At 69.4% G+C, this 18239-nt stretch carries 18 protein-coding genes and 1 other RNA gene; 15 read left to right on the forward strand and 4 right to left on the reverse strand.

Annotated elements, in window-relative coordinates; all coding sequences use genetic code 11:
- Window positions 1–14: 14 nt before the first annotated feature.
- The 7 genes from ccoN to H6927_08840 all read left to right on the forward strand — a co-directional run bounded on the left by ccoN (window position 15) and on the right by H6927_08840 (window position 5259).
- Entirely contained in the window at window positions 15–1451 is a 1437-nt protein-coding gene (gene ccoN, locus H6927_08810; protein MCP5218196.1) for a cytochrome-c oxidase, cbb3-type subunit I, read from the forward strand.
- A gap of 22 nt (window positions 1452–1473) precedes the next feature.
- Window positions 1474–2091: a cytochrome-c oxidase, cbb3-type subunit II gene (gene ccoO, locus H6927_08815; protein MCP5218197.1), complete on the forward strand. Its 618-nt coding sequence runs from the start codon at window positions 1474–1476 to the stop codon at window positions 2089–2091.
- Between the two features lie 17 nt (window positions 2092–2108).
- The gene (locus H6927_08820; GenBank protein ID MCP5218198.1) at window positions 2109–2246 is read left to right on the forward strand and encodes a cbb3-type cytochrome c oxidase subunit 3; all 138 of its coding nucleotides are present in this window, start codon (window positions 2109–2111) and stop codon (window positions 2244–2246) included.
- Between the two features lie 17 nt (window positions 2247–2263).
- Window positions 2264–3187 carry a cytochrome-c oxidase, cbb3-type subunit III gene (ccoP, locus tag H6927_08825; protein ID MCP5218199.1) on the forward strand — a complete coding sequence of 308 codons (924 nt, stop codon included), beginning with the start codon at window positions 2264–2266 and terminating at the stop codon, window positions 3185–3187.
- A 62-nt stretch (window positions 3188–3249) separates the two neighbouring features.
- On the forward strand, window positions 3250–4671 hold the full coding sequence (gene ccoG, locus H6927_08830) for a cytochrome c oxidase accessory protein CcoG (GenBank protein ID MCP5218200.1): 1422 nt from the start codon (window positions 3250–3252) through the stop codon (window positions 4669–4671).
- A gap of 4 nt (window positions 4672–4675) precedes the next feature.
- Window positions 4676–4939, forward strand: coding sequence for a nitrogen fixation protein FixH (locus tag H6927_08835; protein ID MCP5218201.1), 264 nt, complete (start codon window positions 4676–4678; stop codon window positions 4937–4939).
- A gap of 23 nt (window positions 4940–4962) precedes the next feature.
- Entirely contained in the window at window positions 4963–5259 is a 297-nt protein-coding gene (locus H6927_08840) for a hypothetical protein (protein MCP5218202.1), read from the forward strand.
- Window positions 5260–5311: 52 nt separating this feature from the next.
- Here H6927_08840 and ffs read toward each other — a convergent pair.
- Window positions 5312–5408, reverse strand: an RNA gene (gene ffs / locus H6927_08845) — signal recognition particle sRNA small type.
- Between the two features lie 5 nt (window positions 5409–5413).
- A complete protein-coding gene (locus H6927_08850; GenBank protein MCP5218203.1) occupies window positions 5414–5665 on the reverse strand; it encodes a hypothetical protein in 252 nt (83 codons plus the stop codon).
- 203 nt (window positions 5666–5868) lie between these two features.
- Between H6927_08850 and dnaX the strand changes: the two genes are divergently transcribed.
- The 4 genes from dnaX (at window position 5869) to H6927_08870 (ending at window position 9948) form a co-directional block, all read left to right on the forward strand.
- Window positions 5869–7698, forward strand: coding sequence for a DNA polymerase III subunit gamma/tau (gene dnaX / locus H6927_08855; GenBank protein MCP5218204.1), 1830 nt, complete (start codon window positions 5869–5871; stop codon window positions 7696–7698).
- 34 nt (window positions 7699–7732) lie between these two features.
- The gene (locus H6927_08860; GenBank protein ID MCP5218205.1) at window positions 7733–8068 is read left to right on the forward strand and encodes a YbaB/EbfC family nucleoid-associated protein; all 336 of its coding nucleotides are present in this window, start codon (window positions 7733–7735) and stop codon (window positions 8066–8068) included.
- Window positions 8069–8084: 16 nt separating this feature from the next.
- Window positions 8085–8675 carry a recombination protein RecR gene (gene recR / locus H6927_08865; protein ID MCP5218206.1) on the forward strand — a complete coding sequence of 197 codons (591 nt, stop codon included), beginning with the start codon at window positions 8085–8087 and terminating at the stop codon, window positions 8673–8675.
- 214 nt (window positions 8676–8889) lie between these two features.
- On the forward strand, window positions 8890–9948 hold the full coding sequence (locus H6927_08870; GenBank protein ID MCP5218207.1) for an ABC transporter substrate-binding protein: 1059 nt from the start codon (window positions 8890–8892) through the stop codon (window positions 9946–9948).
- 18 nt (window positions 9949–9966) lie between these two features.
- Here H6927_08870 and H6927_08875 read toward each other — a convergent pair whose 3' ends face one another.
- Window positions 9967–11514: a transglycosylase SLT domain-containing protein gene (locus tag H6927_08875; GenBank protein MCP5218208.1), complete on the reverse strand. Its 1548-nt coding sequence runs from the start codon at window positions 11512–11514 to the stop codon at window positions 9967–9969.
- Window positions 11511–12281, reverse strand: a complete 771-nt coding sequence (gene gloB, locus H6927_08880; GenBank protein MCP5218209.1) for a hydroxyacylglutathione hydrolase — start codon at window positions 12279–12281, stop codon at window positions 11511–11513. Before gloB ends, H6927_08875 begins: the two co-directional genes overlap by 4 nt.
- Before the next feature lie 70 nt (window positions 12282–12351).
- Here gloB and H6927_08885 point away from each other — a divergent pair, with 70 nt between their 5' ends.
- The 4 genes from H6927_08885 to H6927_08900 all read left to right on the forward strand — a co-directional run bounded on the left by H6927_08885 (window position 12352) and on the right by H6927_08900 (window position 17973).
- On the forward strand, window positions 12352–13128 hold the full coding sequence (locus tag H6927_08885) for a class I SAM-dependent methyltransferase (protein MCP5218210.1): 777 nt from the start codon (window positions 12352–12354) through the stop codon (window positions 13126–13128).
- Window positions 13115–13552 carry a ribonuclease HI gene (rnhA, locus tag H6927_08890; protein MCP5218211.1) on the forward strand — a complete coding sequence of 146 codons (438 nt, stop codon included), beginning with the start codon at window positions 13115–13117 and terminating at the stop codon, window positions 13550–13552. The genes H6927_08885 and rnhA overlap by 14 nt, the downstream gene beginning before the upstream one ends.
- 101 nt (window positions 13553–13653) lie before the next feature.
- Window positions 13654–14877 (forward strand): efflux RND transporter periplasmic adaptor subunit, encoded by a 1224-nt coding sequence (locus tag H6927_08895; protein ID MCP5218212.1) that lies wholly within the window; start codon window positions 13654–13656, stop codon window positions 14875–14877.
- A gap of 9 nt (window positions 14878–14886) precedes the next feature.
- Window positions 14887–17973, forward strand: coding sequence for an efflux RND transporter permease subunit (locus H6927_08900; GenBank protein ID MCP5218213.1), 3087 nt, complete (start codon window positions 14887–14889; stop codon window positions 17971–17973).
- The last annotated feature ends 266 nt before the right edge of the window (window positions 17974–18239 follow it).

The raw sequence follows: 18239 nt of genomic DNA on the forward strand, positions 1-18239 counted from the left end.
TAGGAACGATTGACATGACATTTGCCAACGCTAAAGCGACGGTCTACAACGACAAGGTGGTGCGCCAACTGGCCATCATGACGGTGGTCTGGGGGGTGGTGGGCATGCTGGTGGGGGTGATCATCGCCGCCCAGCTGGCCTGGCCCGAGTTGAGCCTGGGCATTCCCTGGCTCAGTTACGGGCGCTTGCGGCCATTGCACACCAACGCGGTCATCTTTGCCTTTGGCGGCACGGGCCTGATCGCCACCTCGTTCTACGTGGTGCAGCGCACCTGCCAGGTGCGCCTGTTCAGCGACAAGCTGGCGTCGTTCGTCTTCTGGGGCTGGCAGGCGGTCATCGTGGGCGCGGTCATCTCGCTGCCCATGGGCTACACCAGCAGCAAGGAATACGCCGAGCTGGAGTGGCCGATCGACATCCTGATCACCCTGGTGTGGGTGGCCTACGCGATCGTGTTCTTCGGCACCATCGGCACGCGCAAGGTCAAGCACATCTACGTGGCCAACTGGTTCTACGGCGGCTTCATCCTGGCCATCGCGCTGCTGCACGTGGTCAACAGCGCCGAGCTGCCGGTGGGCTGGATGAAGTCCTACTCGGCCTACGCCGGCGTGCAGGACGCCATGGTGCAGTGGTGGTACGGCCACAACGCGGTGGGCTTCTTCCTGACGGCGGGCTTCCTGGGCATGATGTACTACTTCATCCCCAAGCAGGCCGAGCGCCCGGTGTACAGCTACCGCCTGTCGATCGTGCACTTCTGGGCGCTGATCTTCACCTACATGTGGGCCGGCCCGCACCACCTGCACTACACCGCGCTGCCCGACTGGGCGCAGTCGGTGGGCATGGTGTTCTCGCTGATCCTGCTGGCCCCCAGCTGGGGCGGCATGCTCAACGGCATCATGACGCTGTCGGGTGCCTGGCACAAGCTGCGCGACGACCCGATCCTGCGCTTTTTGATCGTGTCGCTGTCGTTCTACGGCATGTCCACCTTCGAGGGGCCGATGATGTCGATCAAGACCGTCAACGCGCTCAGCCACTACACCGACTGGACCATCGGCCACGTGCACTCCGGCGCCTTGGGCTGGGTGGGCCTGATCACCATGGGCTCGCTGTACTACATGATCCCGCGCCTGTTCGGCCGCAAGCAGATGTACAGCGTCAAGGCCATTGAGGCGCACTTCTGGATCGCCACCATCGGCATCGTGCTGTACATCGCCGCGATGTGGATCGCCGGCGTGATGCAGGGCCTGATGTGGCGCGCGGTCAACGCCGACGGCACGCTGACCTACACCTTCGTCGAATCGGTCAAGGCGACCTATCCGTTCTACGTGATCCGCTTGCTGGGCGGCCTGCTGTACCTCAGCGGCATGGTGCTGATGCTGTGGAACACCGCCAAGACGGCCGCTGCCGGCCGCGTGGTGCCGGTTTCGATTCCCGCCGCCGTGGCGCACGCCTGAAGCCAGAAAGGACCAACGCATCATGGCGCAAGAAAAAATCACCGGTCACGCACGCATCGAGACCAGCAACTTCCTGATGATCGTGCTGATCCTGATCGTGGTCTCCTTCGGTGGCCTGGTCGAGATCGTGCCGCTGTTCTTCCAGAAATCCACCACCCAGCCGATCGAGGGCCTGAAGCCCTACACCGCGCTGCAGGTGGTGGGGCGCGACGTCTACATCCGCGAGGGCTGCAACAACTGCCACTCGCAGATGATCCGCCCCTTCCGTGCCGAGGCGCTGCGCTACGGGCCGTACTCGGTGGCGGGTGAATTCGTCTACGACCACCCGCACCTGTGGGGCAGCAAGCGCACCGGGCCCGACCTGGCACGCGTGGGCGGGCGCTACAGCGACGACTGGCACCGCGCGCACCTGAACAATCCGCGCGACGTGGTGCCCGAGTCCAACATGCCCGCCTACCCGTGGCTGGAGCGCACGGCCGCCGACGCAGGCTCGATCCAGGCGCACATGCGCGGCCTGCGCACCCTGGGCGCACCCTACACCGACGAGGAAATCGCCAAGGCGCCCGAGGACGTCAAGGGCAAGACCGAGCTGGATGCCGTGATCGCCTACCTGCAGGTGCTGGGCATTCACCGCAAGTAAGCACGGAGGACATTCGCATGGATATCAATGTGCTGCGCGGCGTCATCACCGTGGTGACGTTCATCGTCTTCGTGGGCATCGTGGTCTGGGCCTGGTCGGGCCGCAACCGCGCCCGTTTCGAAGAGGCCGCTCGCCTGCCGTTCGAGCAGGATTGAACAACAGGGAACACGCCATGAGCGACTTCACGAGCAATTTCTGGTCGGTGTATGTCACCGTCATCACGCTGGGCGGCATCGTTGCCTGCCTGCTGCTGCTGTGGTTCAGCGGCAAGACCAAGGCCATGACGCAGGGCGACAACACCACCGGCCACGTATGGGACGAGGACCTGCGCGAGATGAACAACCCGCTGCCGCGCTGGTGGGTGGGCCTGTTCATCATCACCTGCGCCTTCGCCTTCGCCTACCTGTACCTGTATCCGGGCCTGGGCTCCTACCAGGGCTCGCTCAAATGGACCCAGGTCGGCCAGCTCGACCAGGAGTTGGCCAAGGGCAAGGAGCAGGTGGCCCCCATCTACGCCGCCTTTGCCGGCAAGAGCGTGGAGGAGTTGGCCAAGGACCACCAGGCCATGGCCATTGGCGACCGCCTGTTCATGAACAACTGCGCCCAGTGCCACGGCTCGGATGCGCGCGGCGGCAAGGGCTTTCCCAACCTGACCGACAAGCAGTGGAACTGGGGCGGCACGCCGGCGCAGATCGAGGAAACCATCGCCAAGGGCCGCACCGGCATGATGCCGCCGATGGCCGCCGCCGTGGGCACGCCCGAGGACGTGCGCAACGTGGCCAACTACGTGCTCAGCCTGTCGGGCTCGCCGCATGACTCGGTGCGCGCCAACCTGGGACGCGCCAAGTTCGTGGCCTGCGCCGCCTGCCACGGCATGGACGGCAAGGGCAACCCGGCGCTGGGCGCGCCCAACCTGACCACGGGCATCTTCACCCACGGCCCGGGGGTCGAGTCGCACATCGTCAGCATGATCACCAACGGTCGCACCGGCGTGATGCCGGCCTGGGACAGCAAGTTCAGCCCCGAGCAGCTGAAGGTGCTGACGGCCTACGTCTGGGGCAAGGGCGGCGGCATGCCGGCCGAGGCGGCGAAATAGGCGATACCCGGCCCTGACTGGAGCGTGCGCGCCGCGGGGTGTGCACGCTCGAAGCGTTTGACATGAAACCATCCAAGCAAGCGACGGCAGCAGCGACACGCCCGGACGAAGGGGCGACGGTCTGGCTCTACGAGGCGCAGAAGAAGGTCTATCCGCGCAGCATCAGCGGCCTGTTCACGCGCTGGCGCTGGTTCTTCGTTTTTGCCACGCAGCTTTTCTTCTACGGCATGCCCTGGGTGCAGTGGGGCGGACGCCAGGCGATGCTGTTCGACCTGGAGGCGCGGCGCTTTTACATCTTCGGGCTGGTGCTGTACCCGCAGGACGTCATCTACCTGACGGGCATCCTGATCATCTCGGCGCTGCTGCTGTTCCTGTTCACGGCGGTGGCGGGGCGCCAGTGGTGCGGCTACGCCTGCCCGCAGACCGTCTACACCGAGATCTACCTGTGGGTGGAAAAGCAGTTCGAAGGCGACCGCCAGGCGCGCATGCGGCTGGACGCCGCCCCCGTGTCGCCGGGCAAGCTGCTGCGCAAGGGCGGCAAGCACGCGGTGTGGATCGCCATCGGCCTGTGGACGGGCCTGACCTTTGTGGGCTACTTCACGCCCATTCGCGAACTGGCCGCGCACGTGCTGCACTGGAGCCTGGGGCCGTGGGAGACCTTCTGGGTGTTCTTCTACGGCTTTGCCACCTGGGGCAACGCCGGCTTCATGCGCGAGCAGGTGTGCAAGTACATGTGCCCGTACGCACGCTTTCAGAGCGCCATGTTCGACAAGGACACGCTGATCGTCACCTACGACGCGGCCCGCGGCGAACCGCGCGGCGGCCGATCCAAGAAGGCCGACCCGAAAGCCATGGGCCTGGGCGACTGCATCGACTGCACGATGTGCGTGCAGGTGTGTCCCACCGGCATCGACATCCGCGATGGCCTGCAGTACGAGTGCATCAGCTGCGCCGCCTGCATCGACGCCTGCGACGAGGTGATGGACAAGGTGGGCTATCCGCGCGGGCTGATTCGCTACTCGACCGAACGGGCGCTGGAGCAGGGCTGGGGCAAGCGCGAAATCTGGCGCCGGGTGCTGCGCCCGCGCGTGCTGGTCTACAGCGCCGCGCTGGCCACGCTGATCGTGGCCCTGGCCGCCAGCCTGTGGCTGCGCACGCCCTTCAAGGTCGACATCGTGCGCGACCGCGCCACGCTGGCGCGCATCGTTGAGGGCGGCCAGATCGAGAACATCTACCGCGTGCAGGTCATGAACGCCACCGAGCAGCCACGCACCTTCAGCCTGGCGGTCGACGGCCTGCCCGGCCTCAAGCTGGTGAGCGAGCCGAGCGTCACCATCGACGGCGCGCAGTCGATGTGGGTGCCGGTGCAGCTGCGCCTGCCCTATGATGGGACCAAGCCCGGATCGCACGAGATCCACTTCCGCGTGGATTCGCCCGGCGTCGGCGAGGTGCGCGAAAAATCCGTCTTCATCGTTCCGAGGTAAGCCGATGCAAACAAGCCAAGAACCTGTCAGCGCGCCGTGGTGGAAGTACGGCCACATGTGGCTGGTGGTCAGCGGCCCGGCCATCGTGGTGGTGGCCGGCTTTTTCACCCTGTACCTGGCCATCAGCCGGCCCGACCCGGTCTACACCGATGCCCAGCGTGCCGTGGTGGCCCAGCCCAGCACGCCAGCCGCGGCCACGCTGACGCCGGCCATGCAGGCGCGCAACCACGCCGCCACCGGTGGCGTGGCCCGCGCCCCGCGCCCTTGAGGCGCGTGTCGGAGGCCCGCACGATGTTGCGTCAACGCCTGATGTGGATTGCCTGGCCGGCCTTCATGGTCGCCGGAGTGCTGGAGGTCATGGTGTTCGCGGTGCTCGACCCGCTGTCGCTGACCTTGTTCGGCCAAACGGTGGACTGGCCGCGCGAGGCGATCTACAGCGTCACCTTCTTCATCTTCTGGGTCATGCTCATGCTCAGCAGCGGCATCACCCTGATGCTGGCGCGCCCGGCCCGCGATCTCAATGGTTTCGAGCGCCGTGAGGTGGTGCAGCCGCCCGAGAACTGGACGCCGCCCGACATCCTGAAGTAAGGTGACGCCAAGCGGCGCGAGCGCTTGGCGCGTTCAAGAAAGAGGGGAAATAGGTGACGAGCCTTGACCCCGGCACTGGCTCCAGAGTGAGGGCTGCTTGGTTCCCCACCTGACCCGGTTGGCCCCTTCACCATGCGGGAAGGCCCGTCGCTGTCTATTGTAGCGGCAGCAGGCGGCGCTCGGCCTCGGCGCGGCCGAAACTGAGGGCCAGCAGCTGGAAGATTTCGGCGCGCAACTCGTCCATGCGGTCGGGGTCCTGGCAGTCGCGCAGCCGCGCCATCAGGCGGCCGCTGCGGGGGTGCTGGCAGCCGCGCAGCGCCTGGATCAGGGTCGCCGCCTCGGGACAGGCCGCGACCAGGGCGGTCTCGGAATCTGCAAAATCAGGACTGTCGAAGCGGTGCAGCATGGATCGAGGAGGCAGGTCGGCACCGTGTGCGGCGCGTGGCTTTCAGACCATTGATCATGACGATGTTGCGCCGCAGCATAACGCGCTTTGGCGACTCGCGCGAGCCGGCGTTGTGCGAATGCATCGTTTCAGAGCTTGCACTCTAAAACGTCGATCGGTTCAGCCTGGCGAGACCCCATGAATGCGCCCGTAGAATCGCCGCCATGTCCTATCTGGTGCTGGCCCGCAAATACCGGCCTCGCAATTTTGCCGAACTGGTGGGCCAGGAGCATGTGGTGCAGGCGCTCGGCAATGCACTGACCCAGCAGCGCCTGCACCACGCCTACCTGTTCACCGGCACGCGCGGCGTGGGCAAGACCACCGTCTCGCGCATCCTGGCCAAGTCGCTCAACTGCACCGGGCCGGACGGGCAGGGCGGCATCACCGCCACGCCCTGCGGCGTGTGCGCGGCCTGCACCGAGATCGACGCCGGGCGCTTCGTCGACTACACCGAGCTGGACGCGGCCAGCAACCGCGGCGTGGACGAGGTGCAGGGCCTGCTGGAGCAGGCGGTCTACAAGCCGGTGCAGGGGCGCTTCAAGGTCTTCATGATCGACGAGGTGCACATGCTCACCAACACGGCCTTCAACGCCATGCTGAAGACGCTGGAGGAGCCGCCCGAGTACCTCAAGTTCGTGCTTGCCACCACCGACCCGCAGAAGGTGCCGGTGACGGTGCTCAGCCGCTGCCTGCAGTTCAACCTGCGGCCGATGGCGCCCGAGACGGTGCAGGAGCACCTGCAGCGCGTGCTGGCGGCCGAGCAGGTGAGCGCCGACGCGCCGGCCCTGCGCCTGCTGGCGCGCGCCGCGCGCGGCTCCATGCGCGACGCGCTGAGCCTGACCGACCAGGCGATCGCCTTCGGCTCCGGCCAGTTGCACGAGGCGGCCGTGCGCCAGATGCTGGGCAGCGTCGATCGCAGCGTGGTGTTCAGCCTGATCGAGGCGCTGGCGCAGGCCGACGGCCGCGCCGTGGTCGAGCAGGTCGATCAACTACGCGCCGCCGGCCAATCGGCCGCCACCACGCTGGAGGACATGGCCGGTGTGCTGCAGCGCATGGCCGTGCAGCAGGCGGTGCCGGCCATGGCGGTGGACGAATCCGGCCGCGACGCTGTGCGCATCGCCGAACTGGCCACGCGCATGCCGGCCGACGAGACGCAGCTGCTGTACAGCCTGTGCATTCATGGCCGCGCCGAACTGGGCCTGGCACCCGACGAATACGTCGGCCTCACCATGGTGCTGCTGCGCCTGCTGCCGTTCAAGGCGGGCCCGGCGGCCAGCGCCACGGCGGAAAAAAAAACTCTGAAAGCGGCTGAGCCGGTTGCCAGCGCCCCCGCCGTGGCGCCACGCGCCGAGGTGCCGGCGGCCGAGCCCGGCGCAGCGGCGCCTCTGCCAGCCGACGAGGCGCCACCGCCCGCGCAGGCCCTGGCCCCCGCCCGCCCCCCGGTGCAGGCCCTGCCGGTGCGCGCACCCGGTCGGCCGGCGCCCGAATCCCGGCCCGCCGCGGCGCCCGGCGACGCCGCCGTGGCCACCCCGGTTCGCCATGCGACCGACCTGCCCGAGCCGCCGGCCCGCCCGATCGGCATCGAACCGGCGCCGCCCGCCGTGGTGCCGGGTGCCGAGGGCGACTTCTGGCACGCGGTGGTGCAAAAGCTGGTGGCCGCCGAGGCGGTGACGGCGCTCACGCGCGAGCTGGCCTTGCAGGCCGAGCTGGTGGCGCGTACGGCCGAGTGCTGGACGCTGCGGGTCGAAAGCGGATCGCTGGCGCAGTCGGGCGCGCGCGAGCGCCTGCAGGCCGCCCTGGCCGAGGCGGGCCATGCGGTGCAGCTGCAGGTGGAGCTGGGCGCCGTCAAGGACTGCCCCGCGCGCCGCAACGCGCTGGCTGCCACGCAGCGCCAGAAGGCGGCTGAGGCGGTGCTGATGGCCGACCCCTTCGTGCAGGAGATGATGCGCGAGTTTGGGGCGAAAATCGTGCCCGGCAGCGTGAAGCCGCTGTGAAGCTTTTTTGGAATGCCAACGTAGAGGAATATCGATGTTCAACAAAGGACAACTGGCCGGCCTGATGAAACAGGCCCAGGCCATGCAGGACAACCTGAAGAAGGCGCAGGACGAGCTGGCCAGCGTCGAGGTCGAGGGCGAGTCGGGCGCCGGCATGGTCAAGGTGCTGATGACCTGCAAGCACGACGTCAAGCGCGTCACCATCGATCCCAGCCTGCTGCAGGACGACAAGGACATGCTGGAGGACCTGGTGGCCGCCGCCTTCAACGCCGCCGTGCGCAAGGCCGAGGAAGTGTCCAACGAGAAGATGGGCAAGCTGATGCCGGCCGGCATGCCGGGGCTGCCGGGCGGCATGAAGTTCCCTTTCTGACGGCACGCCCCCGGCCTTGAGCGACACCCACAGCCTCGATACCCTGGTACAGGCCCTGCGCCGGCTGCCCGGCGTGGGCCAGCGCTCGGCGCAGCGCATGGCCTTTCACCTGCTGCAGCACGACCGGCCGGGCGCGCAGGTCTTGGCGCAGGCGCTGGATGCGGCCGTGCGGCAGGTGCGCCACTGCCGCCTGTGCCACACCTTCACCGAGGCCGAGGTGTGCGCCACCTGCCTCGATCCGCGCCGCGATGCCAGCAAGCTGGCGGTGGTCGAGACCCCGGCGGACCAGGCCGCGCTGGAGCGTACCGGGGCGTTTCGCGGCCGCTACTTCGTGTTGATGGGGCGGCTGAGCCCGCTCGACGGCGTGGGTCCGCAGGACATCGGCCTTCCCGAATTGCTGGCGCGTGCCACCGACGGCCAGGTCCAGGAGGTGATCCTGGCCACCAACTTCACGGCCGAGGGCGAGGCCACCGCGCACGTGATCGGCCAGGCGCTGAAGGCGCGCGGGCTGGCGGTGACGCGCCTGGCGCGCGGCGTGCCGGCGGGCAGCGAGCTGGAATACGTCGACCTGGGCACCATCGCCCATGCCCTGGTCGATCGCCGCTGAAGCAATCGATTTACTATTGATTGCATAGCTTTTCGGGCTTGATTGACGCGGGCTGCAGCGGTATTTTGCTTGAATGAGGCCGTGCGGGCACCTAGCTGGTCTGGCGCCCGATGGCATTGATGAAAACCCCATCCGGGCACGTCCCGATGCACGCATGCCATGGCTTGTATACGGTCTGGGCTGACCTTGTTGACTTTGCCGACCGCCGCGTGCCGTGTTCACCGCTTGCCCTTCGCCCGATCTCCAACGCCGCCGCTGGCTGGCCGCGGCGCCCGCGCTCGGGCTGCTGGCCAGCCCCGCGCTGCGCGCACAGGCGCGGCTGGAGCGCCCACGCGTGACCCTGGCCGTGGGCGGCCTGGCCACGCTGTACTACCTGCCGCTCATCCTGGCCCGGCAGCTCCATTATTTCGACGACGAGGGCCTGAGCGTCGATCTGCAGGACCACCCCGGCGGCGGGCCGGCCGAGCAGGCCATGGTCAGCGGCCACGCCGACCTGGTGGCCGGCGCTTTCGAGCACACGGTGGTCCTGCGCCAGCGCGGCATCAACTGCCGAGCCTTCGCGCTGCTGGGGCGCGCGCCGCAGGTGGTGATGGGGGTCGGGGGGCCGGCCTTGCCCGAGTTTCGCGACGCGCGGCAGCTGCGAGGCCTGCGCGTCGGCATTTCGGCGGCCGATTCGGCCACGCAGTGGTTCGCGCGGATGGTGCTGGCGCGCGCCGGCGTGGGCGCCGACGAGGTGCGCTGGGTGGGCGTGGGCACCGGGGCGGCGGCGGTGGCGGCGCTTCAGGAAGGGCGCATCGAGGCCATCGCCAACGTCGATCCGGTGATCAGCCGGCTCGAGTTTCGCGCGCAGATCCGCGTCATCGCCGACGCGCGCTCGCTGCGCGGCACCCAGCAGCTCTATAGTGGGCCGATGCCGGGCGGCTGCCTGTACGCGCCGCAGGGCTTCGTGCTGCGCTACCCCAATACCGTGCAGGCGCTGGCCAACGCGATCGTGCGCGCGCTCAAGTGGCTGCAGACGGCCGGCCCCAGCGACATCGTGCGCGCCGTGCCCGAGAGCGCCATGTCGGGTGACCGGGCGATCTACCTGTCGGCGCTGGACAAGGTGCGCGAGGCGTTTTCGCCCGACGGCCTGATCAGCGAGCCCGCCGTCATGACGGCGCACGAGCTCGTGGCACGGCACGTTCCCGCGGCGGCCCCGGTCCGGGCGCCGGCGCCGGCCACCACCTACACCAACGAATTCGCCCAGCGCGCCAAGCTGCGCTACGGGGCGTAGCTGGCGCGCGTGCCGCGTTCAGCGGCGTTTCTTGCTGCTGGTCTTGCTGGCCGCCGCCTTGTGCGTGGCCTTGGCGGGTGATGCGCGGCGCTGGGTGTGCTGCTGCGCCGCGCGGCGCGGTGCGGCCTTGGCAGTGGCGCGCGGGCTGGCCGCCGCGCTGCGGCCGGCGCGCACCGGCAGATACACCACCACCGCGCGACCCGGCTTCAGGGCGGCGCTGGCATGGGTCTTGTTCCATCCGGCCACCGTGGCGGCCGGCAGGTCGTAGCGCGCGGCCACCAGGGCAATGGTGTCGCCGCGGCGCGCGCGCACCGTGGCGCGGCGCAGGACGACCTCGGGCGCCAGCGCCAGGTGCGCGTTGTCCACCACCTGGGGCGCCACGGCGGACGGGGTTTTTCCGTTGCGGGGCACCACCAGGGTGGAGCCTTGCCGGATCAGCATGCCGCGCGGCACGCCGTTGAGTTCGCGCAGCTCGCCCTCGTCCATGCTCACCTGCCGGGCCGCCTCGCGCGTGGCCATGGTGCTGGGTGCCACCCAGGCCGTCCACGAGGCCAGCGTGGCAGGGTCGGCGGCGGCCAGGTTCTTCTTGAAGATGGCGGCGTTGTCCCAGGGCAGCAGGATCTGGGGGGTGCCGGCGGCAAAGATGATGGGCTTGCGCTGCGAGGGGTTGAGCGCCTTGAAGTCTTCCAGGCGCACCTCGGCCAGGCGCGCGGCCATCTCGACGTCGATGTCGCGCGTGATGTCCACGGTGTCGAAGAACGGGTGGTTGCCGATGTCGGGCAGCACCGCGCCGAAGAGCGTGGGGTTGGCGATGATGTCCTTGACCGCCTGCAGCTTGGGCACGTAGTTGCGCGTCTCGGCCGGCATGTTCAGGTCGAGGTAGCCGGTGGGCAGGCCGGCGGCCTTGTTGCGCTCGATGGCCTTGCTGACGTTGCCCTGGCCCCAGTTGTAGGCGGCCAGCGCCAGGTGCCAGTCGCCGAACATGTCGTGCAGCATCTGCAGGTAGTCCAGCGCCGCGCGGGTGGAGTCGAGCACGCTGCGGCGCTCGTCGCGCAGCACGTTTTGCGTCAACTGGAAGTCGCGCCCGGTGCCGGGCATGAACTGCCACAGGCCGGCGGCCTTGGCGCTGGACACCGCCTGCGGGTTGAAGGCCGACTCGATGTAGGGCAGCAGCGCCAGCTCGGTGGGCATGCCGCGCAGCTCCAGCTCCTCGACCACATGGAACAGGTACAGGCGCGAGCGCTCGACCATGCGGTCGATGTAGTCGGGTCGGCTCAAGTACCACTGCTGCTGCTTGCGCACCAGGTCGGAGTCGAGGTTGGGCATGGCAAAGCCGCGGCGGATGCGGTCCCACAGGTCGGCCGGGGCGGCCAGCGGGGCGACCTTGGAGCTGGGCAGTTCGGTCACGGCCACCGCGGGCATGGCACCCGGCTGGCCGGCAGGGGTGGCACCCGCCGTGGGTGTGCCGGGCGTGCCGGGGGCGCTGCCGCCGGCTTCCTTGGGCGGCGCGGCGCAGCCGGCCAGCCAGACACAGGCGCCCAGCGCCAGCACATGCAGGAGTTTCATCGGAACGTGTTCTTCCATTCGCGAAGGGCGGCAAACACCGCGACTTCGTCTTGGGCGGACGGCGTGTGCGCCCGCACGGCCTGTGCCACCGCCGGCTGGCGGCTGCGCAGGAAGGGGTTGATGGCCCGCTCGGTGCCAATGTCGGACGGCAGGGTGGGCAGCCCTTGGGCGCGCCGCCGCTCGCACTGGCGGGTGTAGTCGGCCAGCGCCTGGTTGCCGGGCTCGACGGCGACGGCAAAGCGCAGGTTGGCCAGGGTGTACTCGTGCGCGCAGCACACCCGCGTGGCGGCCGGCAGCGCCGCCAGCGCGTCGAGCGAGGCCAGCATCTGCGCCGGCGTGCCCTCGAACAGGCGGCCGCAGCCGCCCGAAAACAGCGTGTCGCCGCAAAACAGCAGCGGCGTGCCGTCCACGTCGGGGGCGTAATAGGCGATGTGGCCCGCCGTGTGGCCGGGCACGTCGATCACCTGCCAGTCGATGCCCAGCACGCTCACGCCTTGCCCGCCCCGCAAGGCATGATGAGGTTCGGGAATGCGTTCGCCGGCCGGGCCATACACGGCGGCGCCGGTGGCCTCGCGCAGGACCGCGACGCCGCCGGTGTGATCGCCGTGATGGTGCGTGACTAGAATGCCCTGCAACTGCAGGCCCAGGCGGGCGAGCGCGGCCTGCACCGGCTGGGCGTCGCCCGGATCGACCACCAGTGCACGCGCGTCATCGTGCAGCAGCCACAGGTAGTTGTCCTCGAAGGCGGGCAGGGCGATCAGATTCATGAAGAGCGGATTTTATTCACCTTTGAAATCAGGCTTGCTCACTTGGTATGTGCTGGCCTGAGCCTTCGACATGAGTGGCCTGCACGACTGGTTTCAAACGCCGGCCGGCCAGGTGGCCCTGGCCTGGGAGCGCGCCCGGCTGGACGATGCACTGGCCGACGTGTTCGGCTACCACGCGCTGCAGCTGGGCCTGGCCGAGCTGGACGCGCTGGCGGCCAACCGCATGCCGCACCGATGGCTGGCGGACGTGGCGCCGCCCCTGGCCGACCCGTCGGCCCCGCGCGTTGCCCTGGTGACCGACAGCACGGCCCTGCCGTTTGCCGAGGCCAGCCTGGACCTGGTGGTGCTGCCGCACACGCTGGAGTTCAGCGCCGACCCGCACGCCAGCTTGCGCGAGGTGCAGCGCGTGCTGGTGCCGGAGGGGCGGGTGGCCATCACCGGCCTGAACCCGGCCAGCCTGTGGGGCCTGCGCCAATACCGCGCGCGCTGGCTGGGCGGGCGCCTGTTTCTGCCCGACGTGGGCGAGTTCATCGGCCCGCGGCGCCTGCGCGACTGGCTGCAGCTGCTGGAGTTGGAGCTGGAGTCGGCCGATTTCGGCTGCTATCAGCCCGCCGTGCGCGGCGCCCGTACACTCGCGCGCTTCGGCTGGCTGGAGCGGCTGGGGCAGCGCTGGTGGCCCATCCTGGGCGCCACGTACTGCATCGTGGCCGTCAAGCGCGTGCGCGGGCCGTTGCTGATCGGGCAAAGCTGGCGCAAGGCGGCCGCCCCGGTGGGCCAGCCGGCCTCCCTTGCCGGGCGCGCGACGCCGGCGGGCCATCACAAGGAAAGTCATTTTGGATCGCGTTGAGATGTACACGGACGGTGCCTGCAAGGGCAACCCCGGCCCCGGCGGCTGGGGGGTATGGCTGCGCTCGCCGGGCCACGAGAAAGAGCTGTACGGCGGCGAGCCGCTGACCACCAACAACCGGATGGAGCTGACCGCCGTGATCGAGGGCTTGAGCGCGCTCAAGCGCCCGTGCGAGGTGGCGCTGTACCTGGACAGCCAGTACGTGCGCCAGGGCATCACCAGCTGGATCACGGGCTGGAAGGCCAAGGGCTGGCGCACCTCCACCGGCCAGCCGGTGAAAAACGTCGATCTGTGGCAACGGCTGGACGCGCTGGTGGCGGGCAGCGGCCACCGCATCGCCTGGCACTGGGTGCGCGGCCATGCCGGTCACGAGGGCAACGAGCGCGCCGACGCACTGGCCAACCGCGGCGTGCCGCGCGGCTGATTTTTTCATCTCCCGATGGCGCCGGAGCCGTTGCGAATGGCCCGGCTGCTGCTACAGTTTGCAAGATTGGGCGCCGCGGTGGCGCCGGCGCGGGTGAGCCCATCTTGAAGACCTCGACAACCCTTCTCGCCGTCCTGGCCCTGGCGGGCGCCTTGGGCGTGGCCTGGTGGGTGCAGCGCCCGCCGGTGGCGGCGAGCGCTAAAAGCACCGGCGCGGCCCAGCCGGGTGCTGCGGGTGGCGCGCCGGCGCGCGCGGCCGTGGTGGTGGAGGCGGCGCCCGTGCGCCGCCAGGCCGTGGCCGACGACGTCGAGGCCGTGGGCTCGCTGCGTTCGCGCCAGGGCACCGTGGTGCGCGCCGAGGTCAGCGGCCGGGTGGTGCAGATCGGCTTTCGCGACGGCCAGAAGGTGGCCCGGGGCCAGCTGCTGGTGCAGCTGGACGACCGGCTGCAGCAGGCGCAGCTGCAGCAGGCGCAGGCCGAGCTGTCGATCGCGCAGGCCAACCACCGGCGCAACACCGAGCTGGTGGCGCAGGGCTTCATCAGCCAGCGCGGGCTGGACGAGAGCGCGGCCGCGGTCAAGGTGGCACTGGCCAAGGCCGAACTGGCGCGCGCTACCGCCGCCCGCATGCGCGTGCTGGCACCCTTCGACGGCGTGGCCGGGCTGCGCAACATCAGCGTGGGCGACTACCTGAAGGACGGCGCCGACATCGTCAACCTGGAAGACATGAACGCGATGTACGTGGACTTTCGCCTGCCCGAGCGCTGGCAGGCCCGCGTGCGGCCGGGCCAGAGCGCGCGCGTGCAGGTGGAGGCGCTGCCCGAGCGAGCCTTTGCCGCCGTGGTGCAGGCGGTGGACCCGCAGATCGACGCCAATGGCCGCAGCCTGAACGTGCGCGGCTGCATCGACAACCGGCGGCTGCAGCTGCGCCCAGGCATGTTCGCGCGCGTGGCCGCGCGCCTGGGCGAGGACCGCGCGGCGCTGATGATTCCCGAGCAGGCCGTGGTCTCGCAGGGCGGCCGGCAAAGCGTGTATCGACTGGTCAAGGCCGAGGGCCCCGAAGGGGCGCCGGCCTGGCGCGGCGAGCGGGTGGACGTGCAGACCGGCGTGCGCCTGGCCGGCTGGGTGGAGATCGTGCAGGGCCTGGCCGAGGGCGAGCGGGTGGTCACCGCCGGCCAGCAGCGCATCCAGGGCGAGGGCGCGCTGCTGCGCGTGGCCGACGCGCCGGCCGGCGAGACGCCCCAGGCGCCTGGGGCCTCAGCCGAGGCGCTGCCCTGGGCCGAGACCCCGCCCGGCCCCAGCCCCTGCGGCGCTGTGCCCGCCCGCTGAGCCAGCGCCATGCAACTGAGCGAGCTGTCCATTCGGCGCCCGGTGTTCGCCACCGTGCTGTCGCTGCTGGTCGTGCTGGTCGGCCTGGTGAGCTACACGCGCCTGTCGGTGCGCGAATACCCCAAGATCGACGAGCCGGTGGTGACGGTGAGCGTGCGCTACGCCGGCGCCTCGGCCGAGGTGATCGAGTCGCAGGTGACCAAGCCGCTGGAAGACTCCATCGCCGGCATCGACGCGGTGGACGTGCTGACCTCGATCAGCCGGCCCGAGCAGGGGCAGATCAGCGTGCGCTTTCGGCTGGAGAAGGACGCCGACACGGCGGCCGCCGAGGTGCGCGACCGTGTCTCGCGCGTGCGCAACAAGCTGCCGCAGGCGATCGACGAGCCGGTCATCGCCAAGGTCGAGGCCGACGCCTTTCCGGTCATGTGGCTGGCGTTCTCCAGCGACACGCGGGCGCCGCTGGAGATCAACGACCTGCTGAACCGCATCGTCAAGGCGCGGCTGCAGACGGTGACCGGCGTGGCCGACGTGCGCATCTACGGCGAGCGCAAGTACGCCATGCGCGTGTGGCTGGACGCCGACCGCCTGGCAGCCTACCGCCTGACCACGCAGGACGTGGAGGACGCCATCCGGCGCAACAACCTGGAGCTGCCGGCCGGGCGCATCGAGTCGAGCCAGCGCGAGTTTTCCGTCACCTCGCAGACCGACCTGGTGACGCCGGCCGAATTCGCCGCCGTGGTGGTCAAGACCGTCAACGGCTTTCCGGTGCGCATCGCCGACCTGGGCCGGGTGGAGGAAGGCGCGGCCGACGAGCGCAGTGCGGTGCGCCTGAACGGCCGGCCCTCGATCTCGGCCGGCGTGATCCGCCAGGCCACGGCCAACCCGCTGGAGCTGTCCAAGGGCGTGCGCGAACTGCTGCCGCGCCTGCAGCAGGACCTGCCCGACGACGTGAAGGTCGACATCGCCAGCGACAACTCGGTGTTCATCGACCGCGCGGTCAAGAGCGTGTACGCCACCATCGCCGAGGCCATCGTGCTGGTGGCGCTGGTGATCTTCGTCTTTCTGCGCACGATGCGCGCCTCCATCATTCCCATCGTCACCATCCCGGTCAGCCTGATCGGCTCCTTCGGGCTGATGGCGCTGGCCGGTTTTTCGATCAACACGCTGACGCTGCTGGCGCTGGTGCTGGCCATCGGCCTGGTGGTGGACGACGCCATCGTCATGCTGGAGAACATCTACCGCCACATCGAGGAGGGCATGGCGCCGTTTGCCGCCGCCATCCATGGCGCGCGCGAGATCAGTTTCGCCATCATCGCCATGACGCTCACGCTGGCGGCGGTGTTCGCGCCGCTGGCCTTCACCCCCGGGCGCACCGGGCGGCTGTTCGTCGAGTTCGCGCTGGCGCTGGCGGGCGCCGTGGTGGTGTCGGGCTTCGTGGCGCTCACGCTGACGCCCATGCTGTGCTCCAAGCTGCTGCGCCACAACCCCAATCCGCACTGGTTCGATCGCACCATGGAGCACGCGCTGACGGCGCTGGCTAACGGCTATGGCCGGCTGTTGCGCCGGGTGCTGGGCGGCTGGCGCTGGGCGGTGGGACTGGTCATGCTGGGCTGCGCCGTGGCCATCGCCGTGGTCTACCCCAGCCTGCGCCAGGAGCTCTCGCCGCTGGAAGACCGCGGCATGATCCTGGCCAGCATCAACGCGCCCGACGGCGCCACCCTGGCCTATACCGACCGCTACGCGCGCGAGCTGGCGCGGATCGGCGAGCGCTACCCCGAGTTCGACCGCATCTTCGCCAACGTCGGCAACCCCACGGTGTCGCAGGGCAGCGTGATGTACCGCGCGGTCGACTGGTCCGAGCGCCGGCGCTCGACGCTGGACATCGCCCGCGAGCTGCAGCCGCAGTTCAACCGCATCGCCGGCGTCAACACCTTCGCCATCACGCCGCCGTCGCTGGGCCAGGGCTTTCGCGAGCGGCCGGTGAGCTTCGTGGTGCAGACCTCCGACAGCTACGCCCATCTCAACGAGGCGATGGGCCGGCTGCTGGCCGAGGTGGCCGGCAACCCGGGCTTCGTCGCGCCCGACCTTGACCTGCGCCTGTCCAAGCCCGAGCTGCGCGTCGAGGTCGATCGCGCGCGGGCGGCCGATCTGGGCGTGGGCGTGGACGCCGTGGCGCGGGCCATCGAGACCATGCTGGGCGGACGCGTGGTCACGCGCTACAAGCGCGACGCCGAGCAGTACGACGTGATCGTGCAGACGGCCATCACCGGCCGCAGCACGCCCGAGGACATCGAGCGCATCCAGCTGCGCGCCAGCAAGGGCGGGGTGGATGCCATGGTGCCGCTGTCGGCCCTGGTCACGGTGCGCGAAAGCGTGTCGCCGCGCGAACTCAACCACTTCGGCCAGCGCCGCTCGGCCACGCTCACGGCCAACCTGGCGCCCGACTACTCGCTGGGCGAGGCGCTGGGCTTTTTGCAGCAAAGTGCCGACAAGGTGCTCAAGACCGGCTACACGACCGATTTGAACGGCATCTCGCGCGAGTTCCGATCCTCGCAGGGCGCGCTGGTCGTGGTGTTCGGGCTGGCGCTGCTGTTCATCTTCCTGGTGCTGTCGGCGCAGTTCGAGAGCTTTGTCGATCCGCTGGTCATCATGTTCTCGGTGCCGCTGTCGATGATCGGCGCGCTGCTGGCGCTCAAGTGGAGCGGCGGCTCGCTCAACGTGTATTCGCAGATCGGCCTGATCACCCTGGTTGGCCTGGTCACCAAGCACGGCATTCTGATCGTCGAGTTCACCAACCAGCTGCGCCAGCGCGGCGAGCCCATGCTGGACGCGCTGGTGCACGCCAGCAGCCAGCGCCTGCGCCCCATCCTGATGACCACCGGCGCCATGGTGCTGGGCGCGCTGCCGCTGGCACTGGCCACCGGCGCCGGGGCCGAAAGCCGCCGCCAGATCGGCTGGGTGATCGTGGGCGGCATGAGCCTGGGCACCCTGCTGACGGTGTTCGTGGTGCCCACCATGTATTCGCTGCTGGCGCGCCGGCGCGTGCCCGGGGCCATTGCCGAGCCGGTGGCCAGCGCTGTCGTGGCGCCGCACTGAGGCCGGCGCATCGGCCCGGGACGGTGGCGTCACGCCGTCAGGGCGGCCTCGCTACTCGATGTTCTGCACCTGAAGCGTGAAACGCGCACCAAGTCGTTGATTTTCATGATCTATTGGGGTTTTAGGCCTGCATTTCCCCCACGATTTACCCCACAAGATGCCTGGGCTGCGGTGAGACGACGTGCCACTGCAACGGCTCTTCAGCGTGCGCATGGAGGGAAGTCTATCAGCCGACCTCCTTGGCCCAAGGCTGTCACGTGCCGCAG

It is taken from the genome of Burkholderiaceae bacterium (genome assembly GCA_024235995.1).
Classification (GTDB): domain Bacteria; phylum Pseudomonadota; class Gammaproteobacteria; order Burkholderiales; family Burkholderiaceae_C; genus Ottowia.